The sequence below is a fragment of the Tritonibacter sp. AK171 genome (genome assembly GCF_030127025.1).
Lineage (GTDB): Bacteria > Pseudomonadota > Alphaproteobacteria > Rhodobacterales > Rhodobacteraceae > Epibacterium > Epibacterium mobile.
Map to the genome: position 1 here is coordinate 1471188 of NZ_CP126134.1, position 19956 is coordinate 1491143.

At 57.5% G+C, this 19956-nt stretch carries 17 protein-coding genes and 1 tRNA gene; 11 read left to right on the forward strand and 7 right to left on the reverse strand.

What is annotated here, in order from left to right:
* Window positions 1–52: 52 nt before the first annotated feature.
* Together QNI81_RS07000 and QNI81_RS07005 are read left to right on the forward strand one after the other, a co-directional pair.
* Complete coding sequence (locus tag QNI81_RS07000) at window positions 53–1165, forward strand: Ppx/GppA phosphatase family protein (RefSeq protein ID WP_005611288.1); 1113 nt, start codon at window positions 53–55, stop codon at window positions 1163–1165.
* Window positions 1166–1235: 70 nt separating this feature from the next.
* Window positions 1236–1952, forward strand: a complete 717-nt coding sequence (locus tag QNI81_RS07005) for an RlmE family RNA methyltransferase (protein ID WP_005611289.1) — start codon at window positions 1236–1238, stop codon at window positions 1950–1952.
* Between the two features lie 326 nt (window positions 1953–2278).
* Here the strand turns inward: QNI81_RS07005 and QNI81_RS07010 are convergent, their stop codons facing one another.
* On the reverse strand, window positions 2279–3142 hold the full coding sequence (locus QNI81_RS07010; protein ID WP_283967796.1) for a YihY/virulence factor BrkB family protein: 864 nt from the start codon (window positions 3140–3142) through the stop codon (window positions 2279–2281).
* A gap of 34 nt (window positions 3143–3176) precedes the next feature.
* Entirely contained in the window at window positions 3177–3620 is a 444-nt protein-coding gene (locus tag QNI81_RS07015; protein ID WP_126137031.1) for a potassium channel family protein, read from the reverse strand.
* Between the two features lie 125 nt (window positions 3621–3745).
* On the opposite strand from QNI81_RS07015, the gene QNI81_RS07020 reads away from it, so the two are divergent.
* Genes QNI81_RS07020 through QNI81_RS07030 form a run of 3 tightly spaced genes read left to right on the forward strand, consistent with a single transcriptional unit; the run spans window position 3746 to window position 7870 of the window.
* Window positions 3746–4408 (forward strand): ABC transporter ATP-binding protein, encoded by a 663-nt coding sequence (locus QNI81_RS07020; protein WP_283967797.1) that lies wholly within the window; start codon window positions 3746–3748, stop codon window positions 4406–4408.
* Window positions 4405–6816 (forward strand): FtsX-like permease family protein, encoded by a 2412-nt coding sequence (locus QNI81_RS07025; RefSeq protein WP_283967798.1) that lies wholly within the window; start codon window positions 4405–4407, stop codon window positions 6814–6816. Before QNI81_RS07020 ends, QNI81_RS07025 begins: the two co-directional genes overlap by 4 nt.
* Entirely contained in the window at window positions 6806–7870 is a 1065-nt protein-coding gene (locus QNI81_RS07030; protein ID WP_283967799.1) for a lipocalin-like domain-containing protein, read from the forward strand. The genes QNI81_RS07025 and QNI81_RS07030 overlap by 11 nt, the downstream gene beginning before the upstream one ends.
* Here the strand turns inward: QNI81_RS07030 and QNI81_RS07035 are convergent.
* Window positions 7864–8853: a TAXI family TRAP transporter solute-binding subunit gene (locus tag QNI81_RS07035; protein ID WP_283967800.1), complete on the reverse strand. Its 990-nt coding sequence runs from the start codon at window positions 8851–8853 to the stop codon at window positions 7864–7866. The two genes, QNI81_RS07030 and QNI81_RS07035, sit on opposite strands and share 7 nt — an antisense overlap.
* Window positions 8854–9227: 374 nt before the next feature.
* On the opposite strand from QNI81_RS07035, the gene QNI81_RS07040 reads away from it, so the two are divergent.
* The 4 genes from QNI81_RS07040 (at window position 9228) to ugpC (ending at window position 13475) form a co-directional block, all read left to right on the forward strand.
* Window positions 9228–10535, forward strand: a complete 1308-nt coding sequence (locus tag QNI81_RS07040) for an extracellular solute-binding protein (protein ID WP_283967801.1) — start codon at window positions 9228–9230, stop codon at window positions 10533–10535.
* A 75-nt stretch (window positions 10536–10610) separates the two neighbouring features.
* Window positions 10611–11492: an ABC transporter permease subunit gene (locus QNI81_RS07045; protein WP_009179160.1), complete on the forward strand. Its 882-nt coding sequence runs from the start codon at window positions 10611–10613 to the stop codon at window positions 11490–11492.
* A 12-nt stretch (window positions 11493–11504) separates the two neighbouring features.
* Window positions 11505–12413, forward strand: a complete 909-nt coding sequence (locus QNI81_RS07050; protein WP_283967802.1) for an ABC transporter permease subunit — start codon at window positions 11505–11507, stop codon at window positions 12411–12413.
* A gap of 12 nt (window positions 12414–12425) precedes the next feature.
* Window positions 12426–13475, forward strand: coding sequence for a sn-glycerol-3-phosphate ABC transporter ATP-binding protein UgpC (ugpC, locus tag QNI81_RS07055; protein WP_283967803.1), 1050 nt, complete (start codon window positions 12426–12428; stop codon window positions 13473–13475).
* Window positions 13476–13762: 287 nt separating this feature from the next.
* Here the strand turns inward: ugpC and QNI81_RS07060 are convergent, their stop codons facing one another.
* From QNI81_RS07060 to QNI81_RS07070, 3 genes are all read right to left on the reverse strand, one after another.
* Entirely contained in the window at window positions 13763–15757 is a 1995-nt protein-coding gene (locus QNI81_RS07060; protein ID WP_283967804.1) for a methyl-accepting chemotaxis protein, read from the reverse strand.
* 307 nt (window positions 15758–16064) lie between these two features.
* On the reverse strand, window positions 16065–17765 hold the full coding sequence (locus tag QNI81_RS07065) for an amidohydrolase family protein (RefSeq protein WP_283967805.1): 1701 nt from the start codon (window positions 17763–17765) through the stop codon (window positions 16065–16067).
* Between the two features lie 370 nt (window positions 17766–18135).
* Window positions 18136–18221: transfer RNA gene (locus QNI81_RS07070), tRNA-Leu, on the reverse strand.
* A gap of 166 nt (window positions 18222–18387) precedes the next feature.
* Between QNI81_RS07070 and QNI81_RS07075 the strand changes: the two genes are divergently transcribed.
* A complete protein-coding gene (locus QNI81_RS07075) occupies window positions 18388–18966 on the forward strand; it encodes a YqaA family protein (protein WP_009178739.1) in 579 nt (192 codons plus the stop codon).
* Complete coding sequence (locus tag QNI81_RS07080; protein ID WP_009179123.1) at window positions 18963–19427, forward strand: disulfide bond formation protein B; 465 nt, start codon at window positions 18963–18965, stop codon at window positions 19425–19427. The genes QNI81_RS07075 and QNI81_RS07080 overlap by 4 nt, the downstream gene beginning before the upstream one ends.
* Before the next feature lie 15 nt (window positions 19428–19442).
* Here QNI81_RS07080 and QNI81_RS07085 read toward each other — a convergent pair whose 3' ends face one another.
* Window positions 19443–19880, reverse strand: a complete 438-nt coding sequence (locus tag QNI81_RS07085) for an Lrp/AsnC family transcriptional regulator (RefSeq protein ID WP_005635517.1) — start codon at window positions 19878–19880, stop codon at window positions 19443–19445.
* Between the last annotated feature and the right edge of the window lie 76 nt (window positions 19881–19956).

Below are 19956 nucleotides of genomic sequence, written 5' to 3' on the forward strand. Positions count from 1 at the left end.
GGCCAGCGCGGACGTACTGTGAATTCAACACGATAATCGGAGGGCGTGATTCATGGCGCCCAGGCGTTCCAAAGGTACAGGAGCGTTTCCCAGAGCGGTTGAGACCCCTGTACCGGCCCGGCCAGATCCAGATGCGCTTTATGCGGCGCTGGATCTTGGCACCAACAGTTGCAGGATGCTGATTGCCCAACCCAAGGGCAGCGGTTTCCATGTGGTGGATAGTTTTTCCAAGTCGGTGCAGCTCGGCTCCGGCCTGGAAAAGACGGGGCGGTTGTCACGTTCCTCTATGGCGCGCACCATTCAGGCGCTGCGCATCTGCCAGCAGAAAATCAGCAGAAACCGCGTAAAACGCATGCGACTCGTCGCGACAGAAGCCTGTCGCCGCGCCAAAAACGGGCGCGATTTCATGCGTCAGATCAAACGTGAAACCGGCCTCGCGATGGATATCATCCAACCCGAGGAAGAGGCGCGTCTAGCAGTGATCTCATGCGCGCCCTTGGTGTCGACAAAAACCGAACAGCTTCTGGTGGTGGATATCGGCGGCGGCTCGACCGAGTTGGTCTGGATCGACATTTCCTCCGTTCCGCGCCGCGACCGCCCTTCGGCCATCATGCGGTTGCATGCCGGATTTCACACCGTTGAAAGCCCGTTTCCCGCAGCCAAGGTTGTGGACTGGATCTCGGTTCCACTGGGCGTGGCAACGCTTCGGGATCAATTCAACGATGTTGAAGATGACGCCGCGCGGTTTGCCTTGATGAGCTGGTATTTTGAGGAGCATCTCGCTGATTTCGCGCCCTATAAGGACGAACAGGCCCGCGAAGGTTTTCAGATCGTCGGCACCTCCGGCACGGTCACGACAGTTGCCGCCTCTCATCTGGGCCTCAAGCGCTATGACCGAACCAAGGTCGATGGCCTGCGGATGACATCCGATCAGATTGACAAGGTGATCCGCGGCTATCTGGAACTTGGCCCCCAAGGCCGCCGTCGCGATCCGAGAATTGGCGAAGACCGACAGGCGCTTATTATGTCAGGTGCCGCTATTTTGCAGGCACTCTTGCGCTGCTGGCCCACGGATCGTTTGTCGGTCGCTGATCGCGGTCTGCGCGAGGGCTTGCTCTATGCACAAATGAGCGCGGACGGCGTGTTGGAAGACGGCCCTTTCTGAGCGGCGCGAGATCGGCTATAGCGCCTCAGCCGCGACTTGAGGCTGCGGAGCACGCGAAAGAGGAAAGACCATGGCGAAGAAACCGACAGGAAAGAACACGTCCGGCCGTGGGCAGCGGGATCTGACCGTTAAGGTCAAGACCGCGCGCGGGCGCAGGCTCAGTTCTACGCGCTGGCTGCAACGGCAGTTGAACGACCCCTATGTCAAACGCGCGCAAGCCGAGGGGTATCGCGGTCGCGCGGCGTTCAAGATCATGGAACTCGACGACAAATACCGCTTTCTGGTTCCCGGAGCGCGGGTTGTGGATCTGGGCTGTGCACCGGGCGGTTGGGCGCAGGTGGCGGTGCCGCGCATCAATGCGCTGGGCGAGAAATCCGGCAAAGCCATTGGACGGTTCATCGGCGTCGATCTGCAAGAGGTCGAACCTCTTGCCGGCGCGGAGTTTCATCAGCTCGACTTTATGGACGAAGGCGCTGACGATCAGGTCAAGGAATGGCTTGGCGGTCAGGCCGATGTGGTGATGTCCGACATGGCCGCGTCCAGCTCCGGCCATAAACAGACCGACCACTTGCGGATCATGTCCCTATGCGAGACCGCCGCCTATTTCGCCTTTGATGTGCTTGAAGAAGGCGGCACTTTTGTTGCCAAAGTGCTCGCGGGTGGGGCCGAGGGCGAGTTGCAAAAGCTCCTGAAGCAGAAGTTTAAATCCGTCGCCAACGTAAAGCCTCCCTCGTCGCGGGCGGATAGTTCTGAAAAATTCGTCATCGCCACTGGTTTTCGGGGGTAACGTCCTGGGCTAACGCGAAACTGGACGCGAATAGGGCGTGCGCAATGAACGCACTGCAAGATCCCTGAGGTTTTGCATGGCAGAGAGATCAGCCTTTTCGCCATAGCGCTTCGCTTCACCCGGTTTGGATTGCCGGAACACGGCGCAGTCAGTCTTTACTCGCGCAAGCTCAAGCAGGCGTGCACGCCCTTTGACCGATACCTTGTGTGACATGATGGTTTGCCTCATGCTGTCCTGATGACACAGATCTGGCCAGCAACGGCGACACAAGCAGGGCTGGATTGCGGCGCAACCCGCGCCTTTCACAACAATTTACGCCGATATCGCTATTCTTTCTCGGCGAGCCGGTCGGTTTGCAAGACACCATTGATTTCCGCCCCAAGGATCAGGATCGCAGCGTTCAGATAGAGAAAAATCAGCGCCGCCATCGCCCCTGCCAACCCGGCATATGTCGCAGAATAGCTTGCAAAACTAGAGACATAGAGGGCAAAACCCGTTCCGGCGGCCCACCAAAGCAGCAGTGTCACCACAGCGCCCGGCAGAATATGGCGAACCGTTTCGCGCCGAGGCAACAGCACCAGATGGTAGAGAAACACCGCCGCGACCGGGATCACAGCGACCACCAGACCATTGGCCCCATCCTCCCAGCCCCGCAGAAAGTCGAGATCGGGAAAAAACCGTGCCACAAAACGGGCACCCAAGGGCAGGAACAGCTCAAACACCGCTGTCAGCAAGAGCCCCGCCCCGCCCATGATGACCAAGCCCAAGGAGATCAGCCGGTGTTTCCAAAATGGACGCGTTTCCTCCTGACCATAGGCCCTGAGCATCGCTATGCGGATCGCATCAACTCCGTTGGAGGCGAAATACAGCGCAAGCACCCCCCCAAGCGTCATCAAACCGGTGCCCGAGGTTTCAAGGACAGCGTAAACCTCGCGGGTGATCGGCTCTGCCACCGATTGCGGCCAGCTGCCAAACACCAGATCGACCACATCGTCGACCACCACGCGATGCGAAAACAGGCTGGCGATCGCCCCGCTGAGGGCAACCGTGAACAAAACAAACGGAAACAGCGCCATCATCATCGACATGGCGATGTGGCTGCTCAACACCCAAGCATTTTTCCTTCCGAACCGGCCAAGCGCGCGGCGCAATATCCGAACTGCCTGCATGAGTTTTTGCACGGCTGCCATGGTAAACTCCTAAAAACGAAAGAGGCTTTGCCTGTTATTCATCACGAAACGGCCCATGGGCGAGCCCTGAACGCATGACCGCCACCAAAAAAGCAGTGCTGATCCCGAATGCCAACATGCCGGTCATCGCCGCAAAAGAAGCAAAAATCCGATGTTCTTCATCCAGCACAATGTCGCCGTAGCCCAGCGTTGTGTAGGTCGCGACCGAAAAATACACTGCGGTGTTCCATGTCTCGAACGTCTGTGCCTTCAAGAGCAAGGCCGCCGACCAGATCCAGATCTGGGCCGTATGCGCCGCAACCACAAATCCGATGGAAATCAAAAGCACGCCGGTCTGGTGCATCATCGCGGAATAGCGCTGGAACCGCGCGCGGTGACGTTGCAGCGCATCGGCACACCAAAGCAACATGATCGTCTCAAGGACCAGACAGACAAACAAAAACAGACCGCCCCAGAAAATTTGCTCGATCAATGTCATCGCGGTTTGGGTTCCTTTGGTCGGACAGGATGGCGGCACTATGGCGCAGCTTAGAAATCAGGGCTTGATCGTGCAACGTCTGCATTACATCCATGAGACAAGATATTGGTTTAAGGGACATTCTGATGCTTTTGACTGTAAAAGGCGTGACCCACCGCCACCCCGGCGGTACCCGGGATGTGCTGAGGGATGTGTCCTTTGAGGTTACGCGTGGTGAAAGTGTCGCCCTGACCGGTGAGAGTGGATCAGGCAAAAGCACGTTGCTACATATGCTGGCAGCGCTGGATCACCCCCTGCGTGGGAGTATCGAATTTGACGGCCAAGACATCACCGCCCTGAGCGACAAGGCCGCATCGCAATTGCGCCGCAGTCACATTGCATTGGTGTTTCAACAATTCAATCTCGTGCCGGCACTTTCGGTGGCCGACAATATCGCCCTTCATGCCAAACTGGGGCAGCGTTTTGATGCAAGCTGGATAGAAGAGGTCACTGCCCGCCTTGGCCTATCGGAACTGGTAGAGCGCTACCCGGAGCAAATCTCCGGCGGGCAGCAACAACGCGTGGCGATTGCACGCGCACTTGCCTTGCGCCCAGATCTATTGCTCGCGGATGAGCCGACCGGCAATCTGGATGAAACCGCCAGCGCCGAGGTTCTGCGCCTGATGCTGGATCTGGTTCAGGACACGGGCTGTGCGCTGTTTCTCGTGACCCACTCCGCCGCTATCGCCGCACGTTGCGCCCGCCATCTGCATCTGAGCGGCGGGCAGGTCCGGGTGCAGTCCACATGAAGCACGCGCTTTATTGCTTTCTCAGCCACTGGCGACGCGCCCCGCTGCAATTATTGTTGCTGATCGCGGGGCTCGCCTTGGCCACCGCGCTTTGGTCTGCAGTACAGGCGATCAACTCCGAGGCGCGCGCCTCTTACGCCCGCGCTGTTGAGCAGCTTGGCGCGGCGCAATTGACGGCGCTCACTTCTCCCGAAGGAACGATCCCGGTTGAAACCTATGCGCGTTTGCGCCGCGCGGGTTGGCAAGTTTCGCCCGTGTTGGAAGGAACATGGCAGGCCAATCAAAACGCGCTCACCCTGCTGGGCGTCGACGCCTTAAGCTACCCCGGCGCGCCTGCGATGTTTCAGGCTGCCAGCGCGCGCGGATTGGATCTGTCCGATGTGTTGACACCACCGGGGTATATATTCGCCCACCCGACCACCCTGCCCGACCTCATGGCGTTTGAGCGCACGATCGCATTGCCACAGTTGCCACCACGCGTCGTTCTGGCAGACCTGTCGCTTGCCGAAAGGTTGCTTGATCAGCCTGGGCAGCTCTCGCGTATTTTGATCCTGCCCGATCAACCAAAGGGGCTGCCAGACCTCGCCGAGATTGTACCGGAACTGCGGCAATCACAAAACCCGGATGGCGCGATCGCGGACCCGCAGCGCCTGACGCGCAGCTTTCACCTCAATCTCACCGCATTTGGCTTTCTCTCCTTCTGCGTCGGTCTGTTTATCGTGCAAGGCAGTGTCACATTGGGCATCGAGCAGCGCCGGGGAACGATCCGCACCCTGCGTTGTCTCGGCATTTCAACCGCGACACTGTTACAAGCGCTGTTTCTGGAACTGCTCATCCTCGCGCTGGTTTCAGGTGTGTTGGGTCTGGTGATTGGCTATGCGTTGGCGGCCCTTTTGCTGCCGGACGTCAGCGCCACCTTGCGCGGGCTGTATGGTGCTCCCGTCGAGGGCAGCCTGACCCTGCGCCCCACGTGGGTGATCTCCGGGTTGGTGATGACCACGCTGGGCACCGGGGCCGCCGGGGCGCAGGCGTTTGTTGCCCTGCGCAGGATGGCGAACGCGCTCTCCCGTTCCCCGGTTGCAAGCGCGCGCATGACTTGGCGCAGTCAACGGATCTTTCTCGGCGCATCAGTTGCGTTGATCGCCGCCGGTTATCTTGCCCTGAAACTGGTGCCGGGGCTGATCGGAGGTTTTGCCTTTCTCGGCGGCACCCTCCTCGGCGCGGCCCTCCTGCTGCCCCCGATCCTGTTTGCAGTGTCCAGCGCCTTGCTGGGAGTGGCGCGCGCGCCTCTTTGGCGCTGGCTGGTGGCCGACAGCCGACTGCAACTGCCGGGGATATCCCTATCGCTGATGGCGCTACTTCTCGCGGTCGCCACCAATATCGGCGTTGGCACAATGGTATCGAGCTTCCGCCTGACGTTTCTTGACTGGATCGAACAGCGCCTGCCTGCGGATGCTTATGTCGAGGTCACATCTGCGACAACGGCCAATCAGATCATGGAGTGGGCGATGCAAAACGATGCGCGCGCGCTGCCGCAACACCGCATCGACAGCCGTACGACCTCAGCCCCCCTGCGCATCTACGGCATCATTGATGATCCGCTCTACCGTACGCATTGGCCACTGCTTGAGGCGGAGGCGCGGGTATGGGACCAGATTTACGATGAGGGCGCGGTTTTGATCAGCGAGCAGCTTGCACGTCGAGAGGGTCTGCAGACCGGGGGTCACATCGCCCTCACGCCAGACTGGACCACCCAGATTGCCGGGGTCTACCCAGACTATGGCAATCCAGATGGTCAGGCCGTTGTGGCGCTCTCGACCTTACAGGCCCGGGCCTCCGGCATCACCGTGTCGCGGGTCGGAGTGGTCGCGCCTCCGGGTGTCTCCACCGCAGATCTGATGCAGCGACTGCGGCAAGATCTGAACCTCACCAGTGACAAAGTGGTCGAGGCTGAGATGATCCAAAAGGCTTCTGTGGCAATTTTTGATCGCACATTTGTTGTCACTGGCGCGCTCAACATCCTGACGCTGGGGGTTGCGGGGTTTGCCCTCCTCACGAGCTTTCTCAGCCAATGGAGCAAGCGGCTGCCCCATCTTGCCCCGGTCTGGGCCATGGGCATCACCCGACCGCAATTGGCCAGGCTCGAACTGATGCGCAGCCTCGCCTTTGCGGTGGTGACATTTGTGCTGGCCCTCCCCCTCGGGTTGCTTCTGGCTTGGGCACTTCTGGCCGTCATCAATGTGGAAGCCTTCGGCTGGCGCTTGCCGATGTATCTCTTCCCGATGGAATGGGGGCGCTTGTTTGCAATGACGCTGGTTGTGGCGGCGCTGGCAAGTCTGCTGCCTGCGTTGCGTCTGGTGCGGATGTCACCTGCCACCTTGCTTGGAGTATTTGCCAGTGATCGCTAACCTCCTGCGCCCCGGTAGAATAATCGCAATCACAACGCTCGCGTTGGCACCGCTTGGCGCGTGGGCACAGGGGTTTGCCAATCTTGGCAGTACGGCTGAGGGCTTTACCGCGCCCCGGCCCGGTGTTGATTTGATCTTTCCTAAAGATCACGCGGCACACGCGGATTACCGGATCGAATGGTGGTATCTGACCGCGAACCTTCAGACCGCAGAGGGCGAAGATCTCGGCATTCAGTGGACCTTGTTTCGATCTGCTCTTGCCCCCAGCGAGGCCGATGGCTGGCAAAGTCCGCAAATCTGGATGGGTCATGCCGCGGTCACCACCAAATCCGATCACCAGTTTGCAGAGCGCATCGGTCGGGGCGGCACCGGTCAGGCAGGCGTCAGCGCCGCGCCGTTTTCGGCGTGGATCGACGATTGGGAGATGACTTCATCAGATGCAACGCTTGATGAGCTTACCGTCAAAGCGCGCGGTCAGGCATTTTCTTACCACCTCAACCTTCGCACCGATGCGCCACTGATACTGCACGGTGATGCGGGCTATTCTGTGAAATCCGCAGATGGTCAGGCCAGTTACTACTATGCGCAACCTGCCTATGAGGTGAGCGGAACCATCACCCTGCCCCAAGGCCCCGTCGCGGTCACTGGAGCCGCTTGGCTGGACCGCGAATGGTCGAGTCAACCTCTTGCAGAGGACCAAGACGGCTGGGACTGGTTTTCGCTTCGTTTAGATGATGGCGCCAAGCTGATGGGGTTTGTTTTGCGCGGGGAACGGGGCGATTTCACCTCTGGCACATGGATCAACCCAGACGGCACCGCCCAACCGCTTGCCCCCGGCGCGTTCAACGCCGCGCCTCGCGCATGGTCGCAGGTCGAGGGGCGGCAAGTCCCGACCGCATGGCAGGTTTCCTTGCCAGAACGCGATCTAGACATCACCGTAGATGCGTTGAACCCGCAGGCATGGATGGGGGTCAGCTTACCGTATTGGGAGGGGCCAGTGCAGGTGTCGGGCAGCCACAGCGGCGTTGGATATCTGGAAATGACCGGCTACTGAGCGTCCCGGTCCAGTAAACCAGTGGAGCGATAATACGCACGCGCTGCGCGGTGGATCGGAGCGGTTTGACCGTTTTCTACCATGGCGGTGGCCTCCAGCCGGGAAAAGGCCGGATGCGCACGGCGCAGGGTATCAAGATCAGAAAACACCGCGCGTACAAGCTCTTGCACCACCTTCAAGCGCTGCTGACGGGTGGTAACCAATGTTGCTGCAAAGCCAAAGGAATTCACTGGCATCGGATTGCCGCGATAGAGATTTGCTGGGATCTGAGCGAACTCAAAATACTTGTTTTCAGCAATCATGGCGCGAATTTCAGGCTCGTCCAACGGCACCAATACGGAATCGCAAGCGGTTGTGGCCTCCTCCACGGATGCCGCCGGGTGACCAACCGCAAACACCATTGCGTCAAAGGTTCCTGAGCAAAGCGCTGCGGACTGTTCTGCTGCGGACAATTCGTGAACCTCAGAGAAACTCTCCATTGTCCAACCAAGCGATGCCATCAATGCGAGCATCGTTGCCCGCTGGCCCGAACCGGGATTGCCGATATTCACCCGCATTCCGCGCAGATCAGAAAAGCTCGCGATCCCGGAATCTGCGCGCGCGACCACGGTAAAGACTTCTTCGTGCAGCGAAAAAACTGCGCGCAGATCGGAAAACGGAATGCCGCGCGACAGCTGTGAGGTGCCCTCGTAGGCCTTGGCTTGCCAGTCGGATTGCACCAGAGCAAAATCGACCCGACCGTCGCGCAAATCCTGCAAATTAGAGAGCGACCCCTCGCTGGTATCTGCAGTGCAGCGGATACCGTGTCGCGGCCTGTCTTTGTTCAAAAGGCGGCAAATCGCATTGCCGAGCGGGTAGTACAGCCCCGAGACCGAACCCGTGCCGATGGTGATGAAATCCTCGGCCCGGGCTCGATCAGCAGATGCGCCATACGCAAACGCTATTGCTGCGAGCAATCCCATTGCCCTGTTGATCACACTCATCCTGCCCCCCCGAACAGATATTTTCGCGCAAACTTTCAAAAGGTCCAAAACCTGTCAAGATCGATAAGTCCGCATATTTAACATCAAACTCGATCGCGACCCAATTCCCAACCGCTACTCGCTTATAGCGCTAACGAGCAACCTAAGCGTGCGTCATAAAAGCGTTATTCAACACCGATAGCTCAGCACCCATGCCGCCGGAATCACTCCTGCAGCCCGCCACGGATGCCCAATCCGGAGGCCGCTTGGGGATTGTAACCGGCGCTGATTGCCGCCGCGCTCTGCTATTCGCTCTTCCTGAATGGTGGCAGCTCTCTGGCATTGAAACAACATATTCAAACTCCGTTCATGGGGTCACAGACTAGGAGATGTCGATGACATTCTGGAAAATTGCAGCGCTGAACGTCGCTGTTACCATTTCGGCCAGCGCAGCATTTGCCGAAACCGAAATCACCCTCTGGCACGCAATGGGCGGCAAGCTCGGCGAGACGGTCAACAAGATCGCCGAAGACTTCAATGCCTCGCAGGATGATTACAAAATCACCCCCGTGTTCAAAGGCTCCTACGAGGAAACTCTGACCGCAGGCATCGCCGCTTTCCGTGCCGGCGAGCAGCCCAACATCATGCAGGTGTTTGACGCTGGCGCTGCCACCGTGATCGGAGCCAAAGGCGCGACCATCCCGGTTCAGGATCTGCTGACCGACAATGGCGTCAACTTCGACATCAATGATTACATCTCCGGCGTACGTTATTTCTACGCCGATAGCGATGGCAAGATGATCGGCATGCCGTTCAACTCTTCCTCGCCGATCATGTACTACAACGTCGATGCGCTGGAAAAAGCAGGCGTCACACCGCCAAAAACTTGGGAAGAGTTCCAGTCCGTCACCGCACCTGCGCTGAAAGAAGCGGGCTATATCGGCCTGAGCCAGTCGCATTTGCCCTGGATCTTCACCGAGAACTTCATGTCGCGCCACAACCTGCCGTTCGCGACTAACGACAACGGCTATGATGGCGCAGAAGGCACTCAGATCCTCGTCAACAACGACGCGATCAAGGCGCATTTCACCGCCCTGACCGAATGGAAAGACAGTGGTTTCTTTGAATGGTACGGCACCGGCTGGGACGACAACCAAAAGCCGTTTGAAGATGGCGATGTTGCGATCTGGCTCGGCTCCTCCGGCTCTTTCGGCGGCCTGATGAGCAAAGACCTCGGCTTTGAATTCTCCGCAACCTACCTGCCGTATTGGGAAGCCGTGACAACCGAACCCAAACAGACCTTCATCGGCGGTGCGTCCCTCTTTGCAATGTCGGGCAAAAGCGCTGAGGAGAACGAAGCCACCGCGAAGTTCTTTGAATTCCTGACCTCTGCGGATGTGCAGTACTTCTGGCACAAAGAAACCGGCTATGTGCCGATCACCGAAGCCGCTTATGAACTCGCCAAAGAAGACGGCCACTATGATCGCTTCCCCGCCGCCGAAGTTGGTATCCAGCAGTTGTCCCTGCCCGGTGGTGATAACACCAAAGGCTACCGCATGGGCTTTTATGTTCAGATCCGTGACGTGATGAACCGCGAGTATGGCCGCATCCTGACCGGTGAAACCTCGGTCGAAGACGCCTTCAACAACATCGAGAAAGAAGCCAACGACCTGCTGGCCCGCTTTGCCAAGACCCAAGGCTAAGCTCTCTCATATCCGGGGCAATCCGCGTCGCGCACGCGGGTTGCCCCATCTTCTTTTGCCGATGGAATACCCCTCATGAAACGTGCCGGATTTACCACCGTCTGGTTGCCCATAGCATTGCTGTTGCCGCAGTTGATGATCATCGCGATCTTCTTTTACTGGCCAGCCGCATGGGCGGTGCAGTCGTCTTTCTACCTTCAGGACCCGTTTGGGTTTGGATCAACCTTTGTCGGGGTCGAGAATTACACCGACCTGATGACAAATACCGAATACGGCAAGGTGGCGCGTTTCACCCTGATCTACACCGCATTGGTGACATTCTTCTCGCTTTCGATTGCCCTGCTGCTGGCTGTGAAGGCCGACAAGGTCATCAAGGGTGCCAAATCCTACCGCACGCTGTTGATGTGGGTTTACGCCATCGCCCCCCCGGTTGCGGGGTTTCTGGGGTTGATGTTCTTTGATCAGCGCAATGGTCCGATGACCGAGATGTTTCAGGCGCTGGGCTGGGATTTCCGTCTGGGTGCGGATTACAACTCCACCGCCACCGCGATGGTAATCGTTGCGGTTTGGAAGCAGATCCCGGTCAATTTCATTTTCTTCCTCTCTGGGCTTCAGTCGATCCCGAAATCCGTGCGTGAGGCCGCGTTGATCGACAACCGCTCTGCCTCAGGGCGCTTCTGGGACGTGACCTTTCCGCTACTCGCGCCGACGGCGTTCTTCCTGCTCATCATCAACATCACTTACGCGCTGTTCGACACCTTCGGGATCATTGACACGCTGGTGCGGTCAGAACCCGGCAACAACCCGGTGACGCTGGTCTACAAGGTCTTTGTCGATGGGTTCCGCGGCAATGATCTGGGCGGGTCCTCCGCACAATCGGTGATCCTGATGGTGTTGGTGCTGCTGCTCACCGTGTTTCAGTTCCGGCTCATCGAGCGCCGGATTCACTACACCTGAGGGGGACGGATCATGACAGATATCACCGAAACACACGTCACAAGCCCCGCACCTTCGCGTTCGACCAAACGCATACGCTGGTCGCAGGTGTTTGATCATGCGATCCTGTGTACGGGGGCATTTTTGATGCTGTTTCCCGTGCTTCTGGTGCTGACGACCACCAGCTTTGAGGACGCGGATATCGTGCGCAACGGGCTTCAGTTCGGCTTTGAAGGCCAGATGCTGGAGAATTTTGACGCCGCGATGTTCGAGGCCGCCGGGTTCAGCAAAGCGATCACCGGCACCCGGATGCTGATGAACTCGCTGATCCTCGGTTTTGGCTTTGCGATCGGCAAGATCGTGATTTCCATGATGGCGGCTTATGCCATCGTATATTTCCGGCTGCGGTTTGCGACTTTTGCCTTCTGGATCATCTTCACCACGCTGCTGTTGCCGCTGGAGGTGCGCATCCTGCCCTCTTACGAGGCGATCCAGAGCCTTGGCCTTGCCAATACGTACAGCGGCCTCATCATCCCGCTGATCGCCTCTGCGACGGGTACGTTCTTCTTCCGCCAGTTCTTTCGTTCGATCCCCGAAGAACTGGTGGAGGCCGCCCGCATTGACGGTGCTGGGCCGATCAAGTTCTTCATCGACATTCTGGTGCCGCTGAGTCGCACCATGATCGCCGCGATCTTCATCATCATGTTTGTCTACGGCTGGAACCAGTACCTCTGGCCGACGCTGATCACCACCGATGAGGGCATGTTCACCCTCGTGCGTGGCATCAAGCAGATCGTGCAGGTGCTGAGCCAGACCGGCGCGATGATCCCCGAATACGGCAAGGCGCTGGCGCTCTCTCTGATCGCCATGATCCCGCCCGTCCTCATCGTCATTTTCTTCCAGAGCTGGTTCGTCAAGGGCCTGACGGAATCCGATAAATAAGGAACTGAACCTATGGCACAGGTAACACTGGACCGTGTCCGCAAGACCTATCCCAATGGCTTTGAAGCCGTGCAGCCCTGCTCTGTTAAGATCCCCGATGGTGAGCTGGTGGTGCTGGTCGGCCCCTCGGGCTGCGGGAAATCCACTTTGTTGCGCATGATCGCAGGACTTGAGGACATCACCGATGGGGCGCTCTCGATTGGCACGGATGTGGTCAACGATAAGGACCCGGCAGATCGCAACATCGCGATGGTTTTTCAGAACTACGCGCTCTATCCCCATATGAGCGTTGCAAAAAACATGGGCTACGGGCTGAAGAACCGCGGCGCCTCCAAGGCCGAGATCGACGCCAAGGTGCAAGAAGCCGCCCGTATTCTGAACCTCGGCGACTATCTTGACCGTCGCCCAAGCCAGCTGTCGGGCGGGCAGCGCCAGCGCGTCGCCATGGGACGTGCCATCGTGCGCGATCCGGAGCTGTTCCTGTTTGACGAGCCGCTGTCGAATTTGGACGCCAAGCTGCGCAACCAGATGCGAATCGAAATCCGGGCGTTGCAGCAACGCCTTGGCGTGACCTCGGTCTATGTCACGCATGATCAGGTTGAGGCCATGACAATGGCCGACCGCATTATCGTCCTGAACGCCGGGCGCGTGGAGCAGATCGGCACCCCAACCGAGATTTATGAGTACCCTGCCTCCACCTTTGTGGCAGGTTTTATGGGCGCGCCTCCTATGAACCTCCTGACCGCTCAGATCTTTGACGGCGCTTTGAAACTGAATGAGGACACCGTGCTTCCTATCACGGCGCCCGCAGGGATGGGCCATAAGGTACTGGTGGGGTTGCGGCCAGAGGATGTGCACCTCGGTGGTGATGGCTCTGTTCTGTTCAACGTCGAAATTGTCGAAGAGCTTGGAGCCAATCGCTTGCTGCACGGCAAACTCGGTGGCCAGGATTTCTCGCTGAGTGTGGGCAAGGACGAAGCGGCAAGAACCGGCGTGCAACCGATTACCCTGCCAGTTACGCGCGTGCATTTCTTCGACCCGGATCGCGGCACGCGCATCTAGAAATACGGGGGCAATTATGTCCCCGTCACATCAGGCCTGCCTCACGCCTTGAATTGCGTTTCAGAACCTATAGCCTCGCGTCATGACGGTTGCGCAGATCATAGCCTTCGCGCTGGGGGTCAGCACGGTTGGTCTTATCCTTTATGGGCTGAGCTATTACCTCATGTCTGATGATGACGAGGACTGACCAGCCACACCTGCGCTGGGCGTCCGCCGGGTGTCATGCAAAATAGTCAAAACGCATGGCATGCCCCCAGTTTCCCAAGGGCATGCCATTTTCTTTGGTATTAACCGCCTGACACCAAGCGCATAGTGCGTGTCGACGCGGCATCATGGCTGATGTGGAAGCTCGCGACGGCCTGCTGGATCAGATTCGCCTCATTCAATACTTCCGTGGTGGTGCGCGTCGTGTCATGCACCATGCTGGTGTTTTGCTGCGAGTTTTCATCCAGACCGGTCAGCGCAACGGAAACCTCGCTCAAGCGGGTAGATTGCTGCTCGGCCTCATCGGCAACCGCATCGACAAGGCTCGAAATATTTCGAATTTCGGACCCGATCTGGGTGATCGCTTCGCCAGCTTGTTGGGCAAGTTTGCTGCCTTCCATGATCTGATTGCCACTGGTTTTGATCAGCTCGCTAATCTGAGCAGCAGAAGACGACGTCCGCTGTGCCAGCGCCCGCACTTCGTTGGCCACCACGGCAAAGCCACGTCCAGCCTCGCTTGCTCTGGCCGCCTCGACTCCTGCGTTCAACGCCAAGAGGTTGGTCTGGAACGCAATATCGTCAATCAGATCAGAGATCTTCGCGATCTCAGCCGAGGAGGACTCGATACCTGTCATTGCATTGATCACTTCTTGGAAGAAGTCCTTCGCCCGATCCGCGCCCTCGCGGGCGGAGGTGGTGGCCATCCGCGCCTCATTGGAGCGATCCGCTGCGATGCGCACCGAGTTGGACAGCTCCATACTGGCAGCGGTGGTCTCTTCCAAAGCCGCCGCATTGGATTCAGAGCGCAAGGCGACCTGATCAATGGCCTCGTTCAACTGCTGACATTGGCGCGTCAACGCATCCGCGCCGCTGCGCGCCCGCGATACAATCTGAACCAGCGATGCCCGTGCGGCCTCAGTGTGGGCCAGTACCTCGCCAAACCGACCTTCCAGATTGGACGAGAACTCATGCGTCAGATCCCCTGCCGCAACTTTCTCGAGCGCAAAGGCAATCTCATCAAACGACGCATCAAGCTGCTCCATCAAACCGTTCACCGCACCCGCGATTTCCTGGCTCTGAGCATCTTCCATTTCAATCTCAGCGCGGCGCGAGAAATCGCCTTGCTGGGCGTGCAGAGCGATGTCCAAAACAGATTTACTCAGTTCGCGATTGGCTTGTGAGCTGTGGATCGATTTCTCCAGATTGCGCGCAAGGATGCCGTATTCATCGTGACGCTTCGCACCGGGTACATCCTCGATGGTTTCGCCACCTGCAAACCGCTCCAGAACTCTGGTCAACTGCTGCAGGGGGCGTAGCATAATCCAGAAAATGACCCACGCTGAACAGGCCGCAACGGCAATCATCACAATCGACGCAATGCGCGCCAGAACGGCCAGACGGTGATACTCTGACGTCAACGCGGCCAGCTGTTTGTCAAAGCGGACCTCGACCGCATTCAGGAACTTGTTCACCGGAACCATGATATCGGCCTTAAAGGCGTGATATTCCTTGGAATGCAGCAGGTCCCGCGCGAGTTTCATGTCCGGTTCGCCCTTAACGGTATAGGCGCCGGAGGCATCCGGGTAGAGACCTTTTACAGCGTTCATCGCCTGAACTTCCAGATTTACGAGCCCGTCAGAATTGGCCTGCGCTTCAACCAGATAGTCGAATTCCTCTTCGGTAAACCCGGCTTCCCGCATCAGATCCTGTAGTGGCCGCGTCACACCACTGCCGCCGGGCACCTCGCGATCTGCAGCGACAAAGTCCCAATAGATCTGATGATAGTTCGCGGGCCGTTCTTTATCACCGTTACGGATGGCCAGAATGTCCAGATACTGCGCCTCGTAGGACGCATCCCCGGTGACGACATAGGTTCGGGCAAGGCGGGTCAGATCATCGCTGGATTGTCGCAATTCGTCAGCAAGCAGATAGGATGTGTAGCGGCTCTTGCCTGCGGCGGTTACTTGCTTGCCTGTGTTTTCCAACCACAGGTTGGTGAGGGCGACAAAGAGTGCAGAAACAAGACCGCAGAGCGTTAATGTGACCCCAAGGACACGTATTCTATGGTTCTTCAGCATGTGAGGTTTCCTGGGCAGATTTACTCATTACAAGCCCGACTTATACACCTCTTTTATTTTGAATAACTTAACTTGCCGCTGGCATAAGCATATCCACCTGACCAATAGGATAGGCACATCAGGCGGCGTGCCCTCGCCCCGCAACCTCTCGCTAGACGCGGATCAATTTTGAATACCGTAAAACTCCAATGCTCCTGAGGTCGCTATCAGATCGAGTTCGGATTTACAGCAGCGCGATACGAGGACCCGCACCGAAGCGGCAGGCAACTTCGCATGCCCGCCGCAAGACCCGAGCTACCCAACCGATTTAATCAATGCCCAAATAGGCTTTGGCGTTTCCAGACATGATCAGCTCAGGCGCGTCTGAGATGCACAGTTCAGGGTTTTGGAAGTCCGGGTGCTCGAAAAACTCCAGAAACACATTGAGGAAAGACCGCGTCTCGCCGATCATCTGCGGCATGGACCAATCCGTTCCAAAGATAAGTTTCGTTTTGATCGCATGACCACCACGCAAAGCTGGATCTTCTTGCTTCAAGACAGATCTCAACCGTTTAAGGATCTTATCACGCCCTGACGATTTCAGCAGCGGGATCAAGTAACCAAGTCCCATATAGACATTCGGGTAGGTTTTGCACATGAGCAGGCCACGATAAGCCATTGTCTTTGGCCAGTCTTCTTCTTCGGCCAACCAACCTCCGAAATCCACATCAGTCGCTCCGCCACCGTGACCAAGGCACAGGCGCAGGTCTGTCGCTGCATACTCCTCCATCGCCGAAGCCCAGAAAGCAGGGTGACAGTTCACGCCAAAGCCCTCTCTGGCTTCAAAGCCTAAAGGCGTGCAATGGGTGAAGAGTCCAAGGTCATTTTCGGAAAAATACCTGATGATATCGGCCATAGCGCGTTCGGTTTCTGGTTCATTTTTGACCTTAATCTGCTTTACGTATTCGCGATACTCAGGCGCTGGTGACAGTTCTATTGGGGCAAAGATTGGGTCTTCGGAATCGTGCAAGTGGCTGATCGGTCGAAATCCCATTGGTGGGTAGATCTTGAAATGTGTGACACCAAGATTCTGCGCGTGGCGCACGTTGGTTTTCCAGCCATGACCACGAAACGGGTCCACCGTTCCAAATGGGATAATCACCCCATCCGTCTCCTTCGAAAGGGACACGGTGCGGGCCACCTGAGTGCTGGCGCTGAAATAGGGCTTTTTCAGGCTTCCATCGATGACGCGCTCATAAGCGCGCCGCATATCCGGCAGGAGTGAAATCAAATGCTCAGGATCATATCCGTCCGCCGGTTTATTTCGCGCGTAATCGCGTTGCAGAGCCCGATACCTGTTGCGTTCTGACAGGAACATACTGAGGAAGAAGATCAGCATTTTAAGGAGCGTTCCGGCCTGCTGCGCTGGAAAGGCCTTGTTGCCAAACCCATCAAGATCCGCTTCAGCGCTATGGGGGTCATGACCATGATCGTGGCCCTCAAAGTAGCCATTCCCCTCGGCATGATGCGCCGCGTCCAAAAACGCAGGCATTAATATCTCATCCAATTGCTCCAGAAGTTCAGATGGCTCATCTGACGCATTCTCTGGCTCGAAACTTCTCTGAATCAACAAGTTGGATGAGAGAGTGAAGGTGTTCTTCTCATTGACGTATTGGCCATAGAGATCCTCAAGAGCAAGCATCATGTCTTGCAGATTTTCCACATGGCTTTGATCGTCAAGGCTGCTTTTCGCAGACTTGCGCATCGCCTTTTCAAGACGCTTTAAGATTGTCCGATGAATGCGCCCGACCGACCCTTCCTCGAGGGCGGCAATGACGTCGTCCTGATTGTCATCACTTTGCGGGCCGTACTCAAAGCGGCTCTTTCCAACCAATGGCACAAGGAGCACCGTGAGGGCGCGCGCCGTAATACGAGGCACGCCCCACGATCGCAGTATCCCGTGCAATGGCAGATATCGACCATTGAACAGATGTGTATGGATGTCGATGAAAGGAATTTGTCGGGTCATGAGTTCCCCCTGAAAACTGAAAATCCATAAATGCAGCGCGCACCGAGCCAAACGATTGGGTCGCACCCCAAGCCTATGACGGTTCCAACTCACATGCCAAGTTTTACATCTATCCTGTCCGTGCAGCGCGGTTCCGCTTCGGCAACCGCCTCACCTTTCAGTCCAACAGAAACGGCTTTCTATGGCTTCGGCATTTGGGCCGAGCGCCGAAATTAAGAGCAGCTGTTATGAACACAAAGCCCAGAGCGAAGCGCACAAGAGCGACGCGAGTGAAAAAACACCGAAAGAGGCCGGGTGAGATGCACGACACAACGAAAAACCGCCGATCTTTCGACCGGCGGTTTTCTCAAGCGAAAGCAATGCTTTGCGATGGTACCCAAGGCCGGACTCGAACCGGCACGCTGTCACCAGCGGGGGATTTTGAATCCCCTGCGTCTACCATTCCGCCACTTGGGCATGGGGAGGTTCCTATCGCTGCTTTTGCCCAAGGTCCAGAGGCAAAATCAGTGTTTTATGAAGAAAATTTGTCACCGGCCCCATGCTCACGAAGTGGAGAGTTGACCCGGTGAGGCCCACATGCCACCTGAACGCAATAGCTTGTTGAAGAGGTCTTTTCCGTAAAATGCTGCGTTCCCTCTATGATCGGACCATGGCGCTTGCCGACCACCCGCATGCGCTGTGGTGGCTGGCGATTGTGGCATTTATCGAGAGCTCGGTCTTTCCGATCCCGCCGGACGTGCTGATGATCCCGATGATCCTTGCACGACCTTCGCGTGCTTGGCTCATTGCCCTTGTGGCGCTTTTGGCGTCCGTTGCAGGTGGTCTATTGGGCTATGCCATTGGTGCGTTCTTCTACGAGGGCATCGGCCAGCCGGTCCTCGAGGCGATGGGCAAGGCCGACAAGATGGCCGAGTTCAACGAGCGCTTTAACGACTTTGGCTTCTGGGCGGTGCTGATCGCGGGGGTGACGCCGTTTCCCTATAAGGTCATCACCATCATGTCCGGCTGGACGGGCATGCCGATCATGACTTTTGTGGCGACCTCGCTCCTTGCTCGTGCCTTGCGGTTCTTCCTTGTGGCAGGGTTGCTGTGGCAATTCGGCGCGCCGGTGCGTGACTTCATTGAAAAGCGCTTGGGGCTGGTGTTCACCGTCTTCTGTCTGCTGCTCTTTGGCGGCTTTCTTGCACTGAGGTATCTATGACGTTCAGCCGTTTTCTTATCCTGCTTGCCGCTGGAGGCTCTGCAGCGCTGCTGCTTGGGGCATTTGGGTTTCAGTATATTGGCGAGCTTGCGCCCTGCAAACTCTGTATCTGGCAGCGCTACCCGCATGGGGCAGCCGTTGGCATCGGTATTCTTGCAGTCCTGATCCCCGGTGCGATTTTGCCCTATCTGGGGGCACTGGCCGCCCTAACCACATCCGCTATCGGTGCCTTTCATGCAGGCGTTGAACAGGGATGGTGGGAAGGTCCGACCACCTGCACCTCTGGCGCGATTGACAACCTCAGCGCGGATGAGCTGATGTCGCAGATCATGTCCGCGCCCCTCGTGCGCTGTGACGACATCCCGTGGGAGATGTTCGGCCTGTCCATGGCGGGCTGGAACGCGGTGATCTCACTTGGTCTGGCCGCACTGTGGTTCGCAGCTGCCCGTCACGCGCGCTAAGGGTCAGTTTGAGGGTCAGCTTACTGCGCGACTGTCTTTCTTGGTGGCCAGCAACAGATTGGTTTCGCTGGTCACCACACCATCAAACATACGGATTTTCGCAAGCGCCTCATCTAGCGTCTCAAGCGTTTCTGTCCCCAGCTCTACAATCAGATCCCAGCGCCCGTTGGTGGTATGGACCGCCCGCACTTCAGGCAGGCCCTGAAGCTGCCTTGTGATGCGCGATGCCCCGCGCCCCTCAATACCGATCATCATCAGACCTCTGACCGGATCGCGCAGCACGTCCTCCTTCAGAACCACCGTGAACCCCAGGATGTCACCGCGTGATTGCAGCCGCTCGATCCGCGTGCGCACCGTTGTGCGCGACAGTTCCAACTGCATGGCAAGATCGGAGAGTGAGGCTCTGGCATCGTGGCGCAGGGCCGCAATCAGGCGTTCATCCGTTTTGTCCATGTATCGGCTCCGTTTTGTGTTATCTCTTCTCCTTATGAGCAATTTGTTCTCTGTATTCCACCTCAAATCGGAGAAA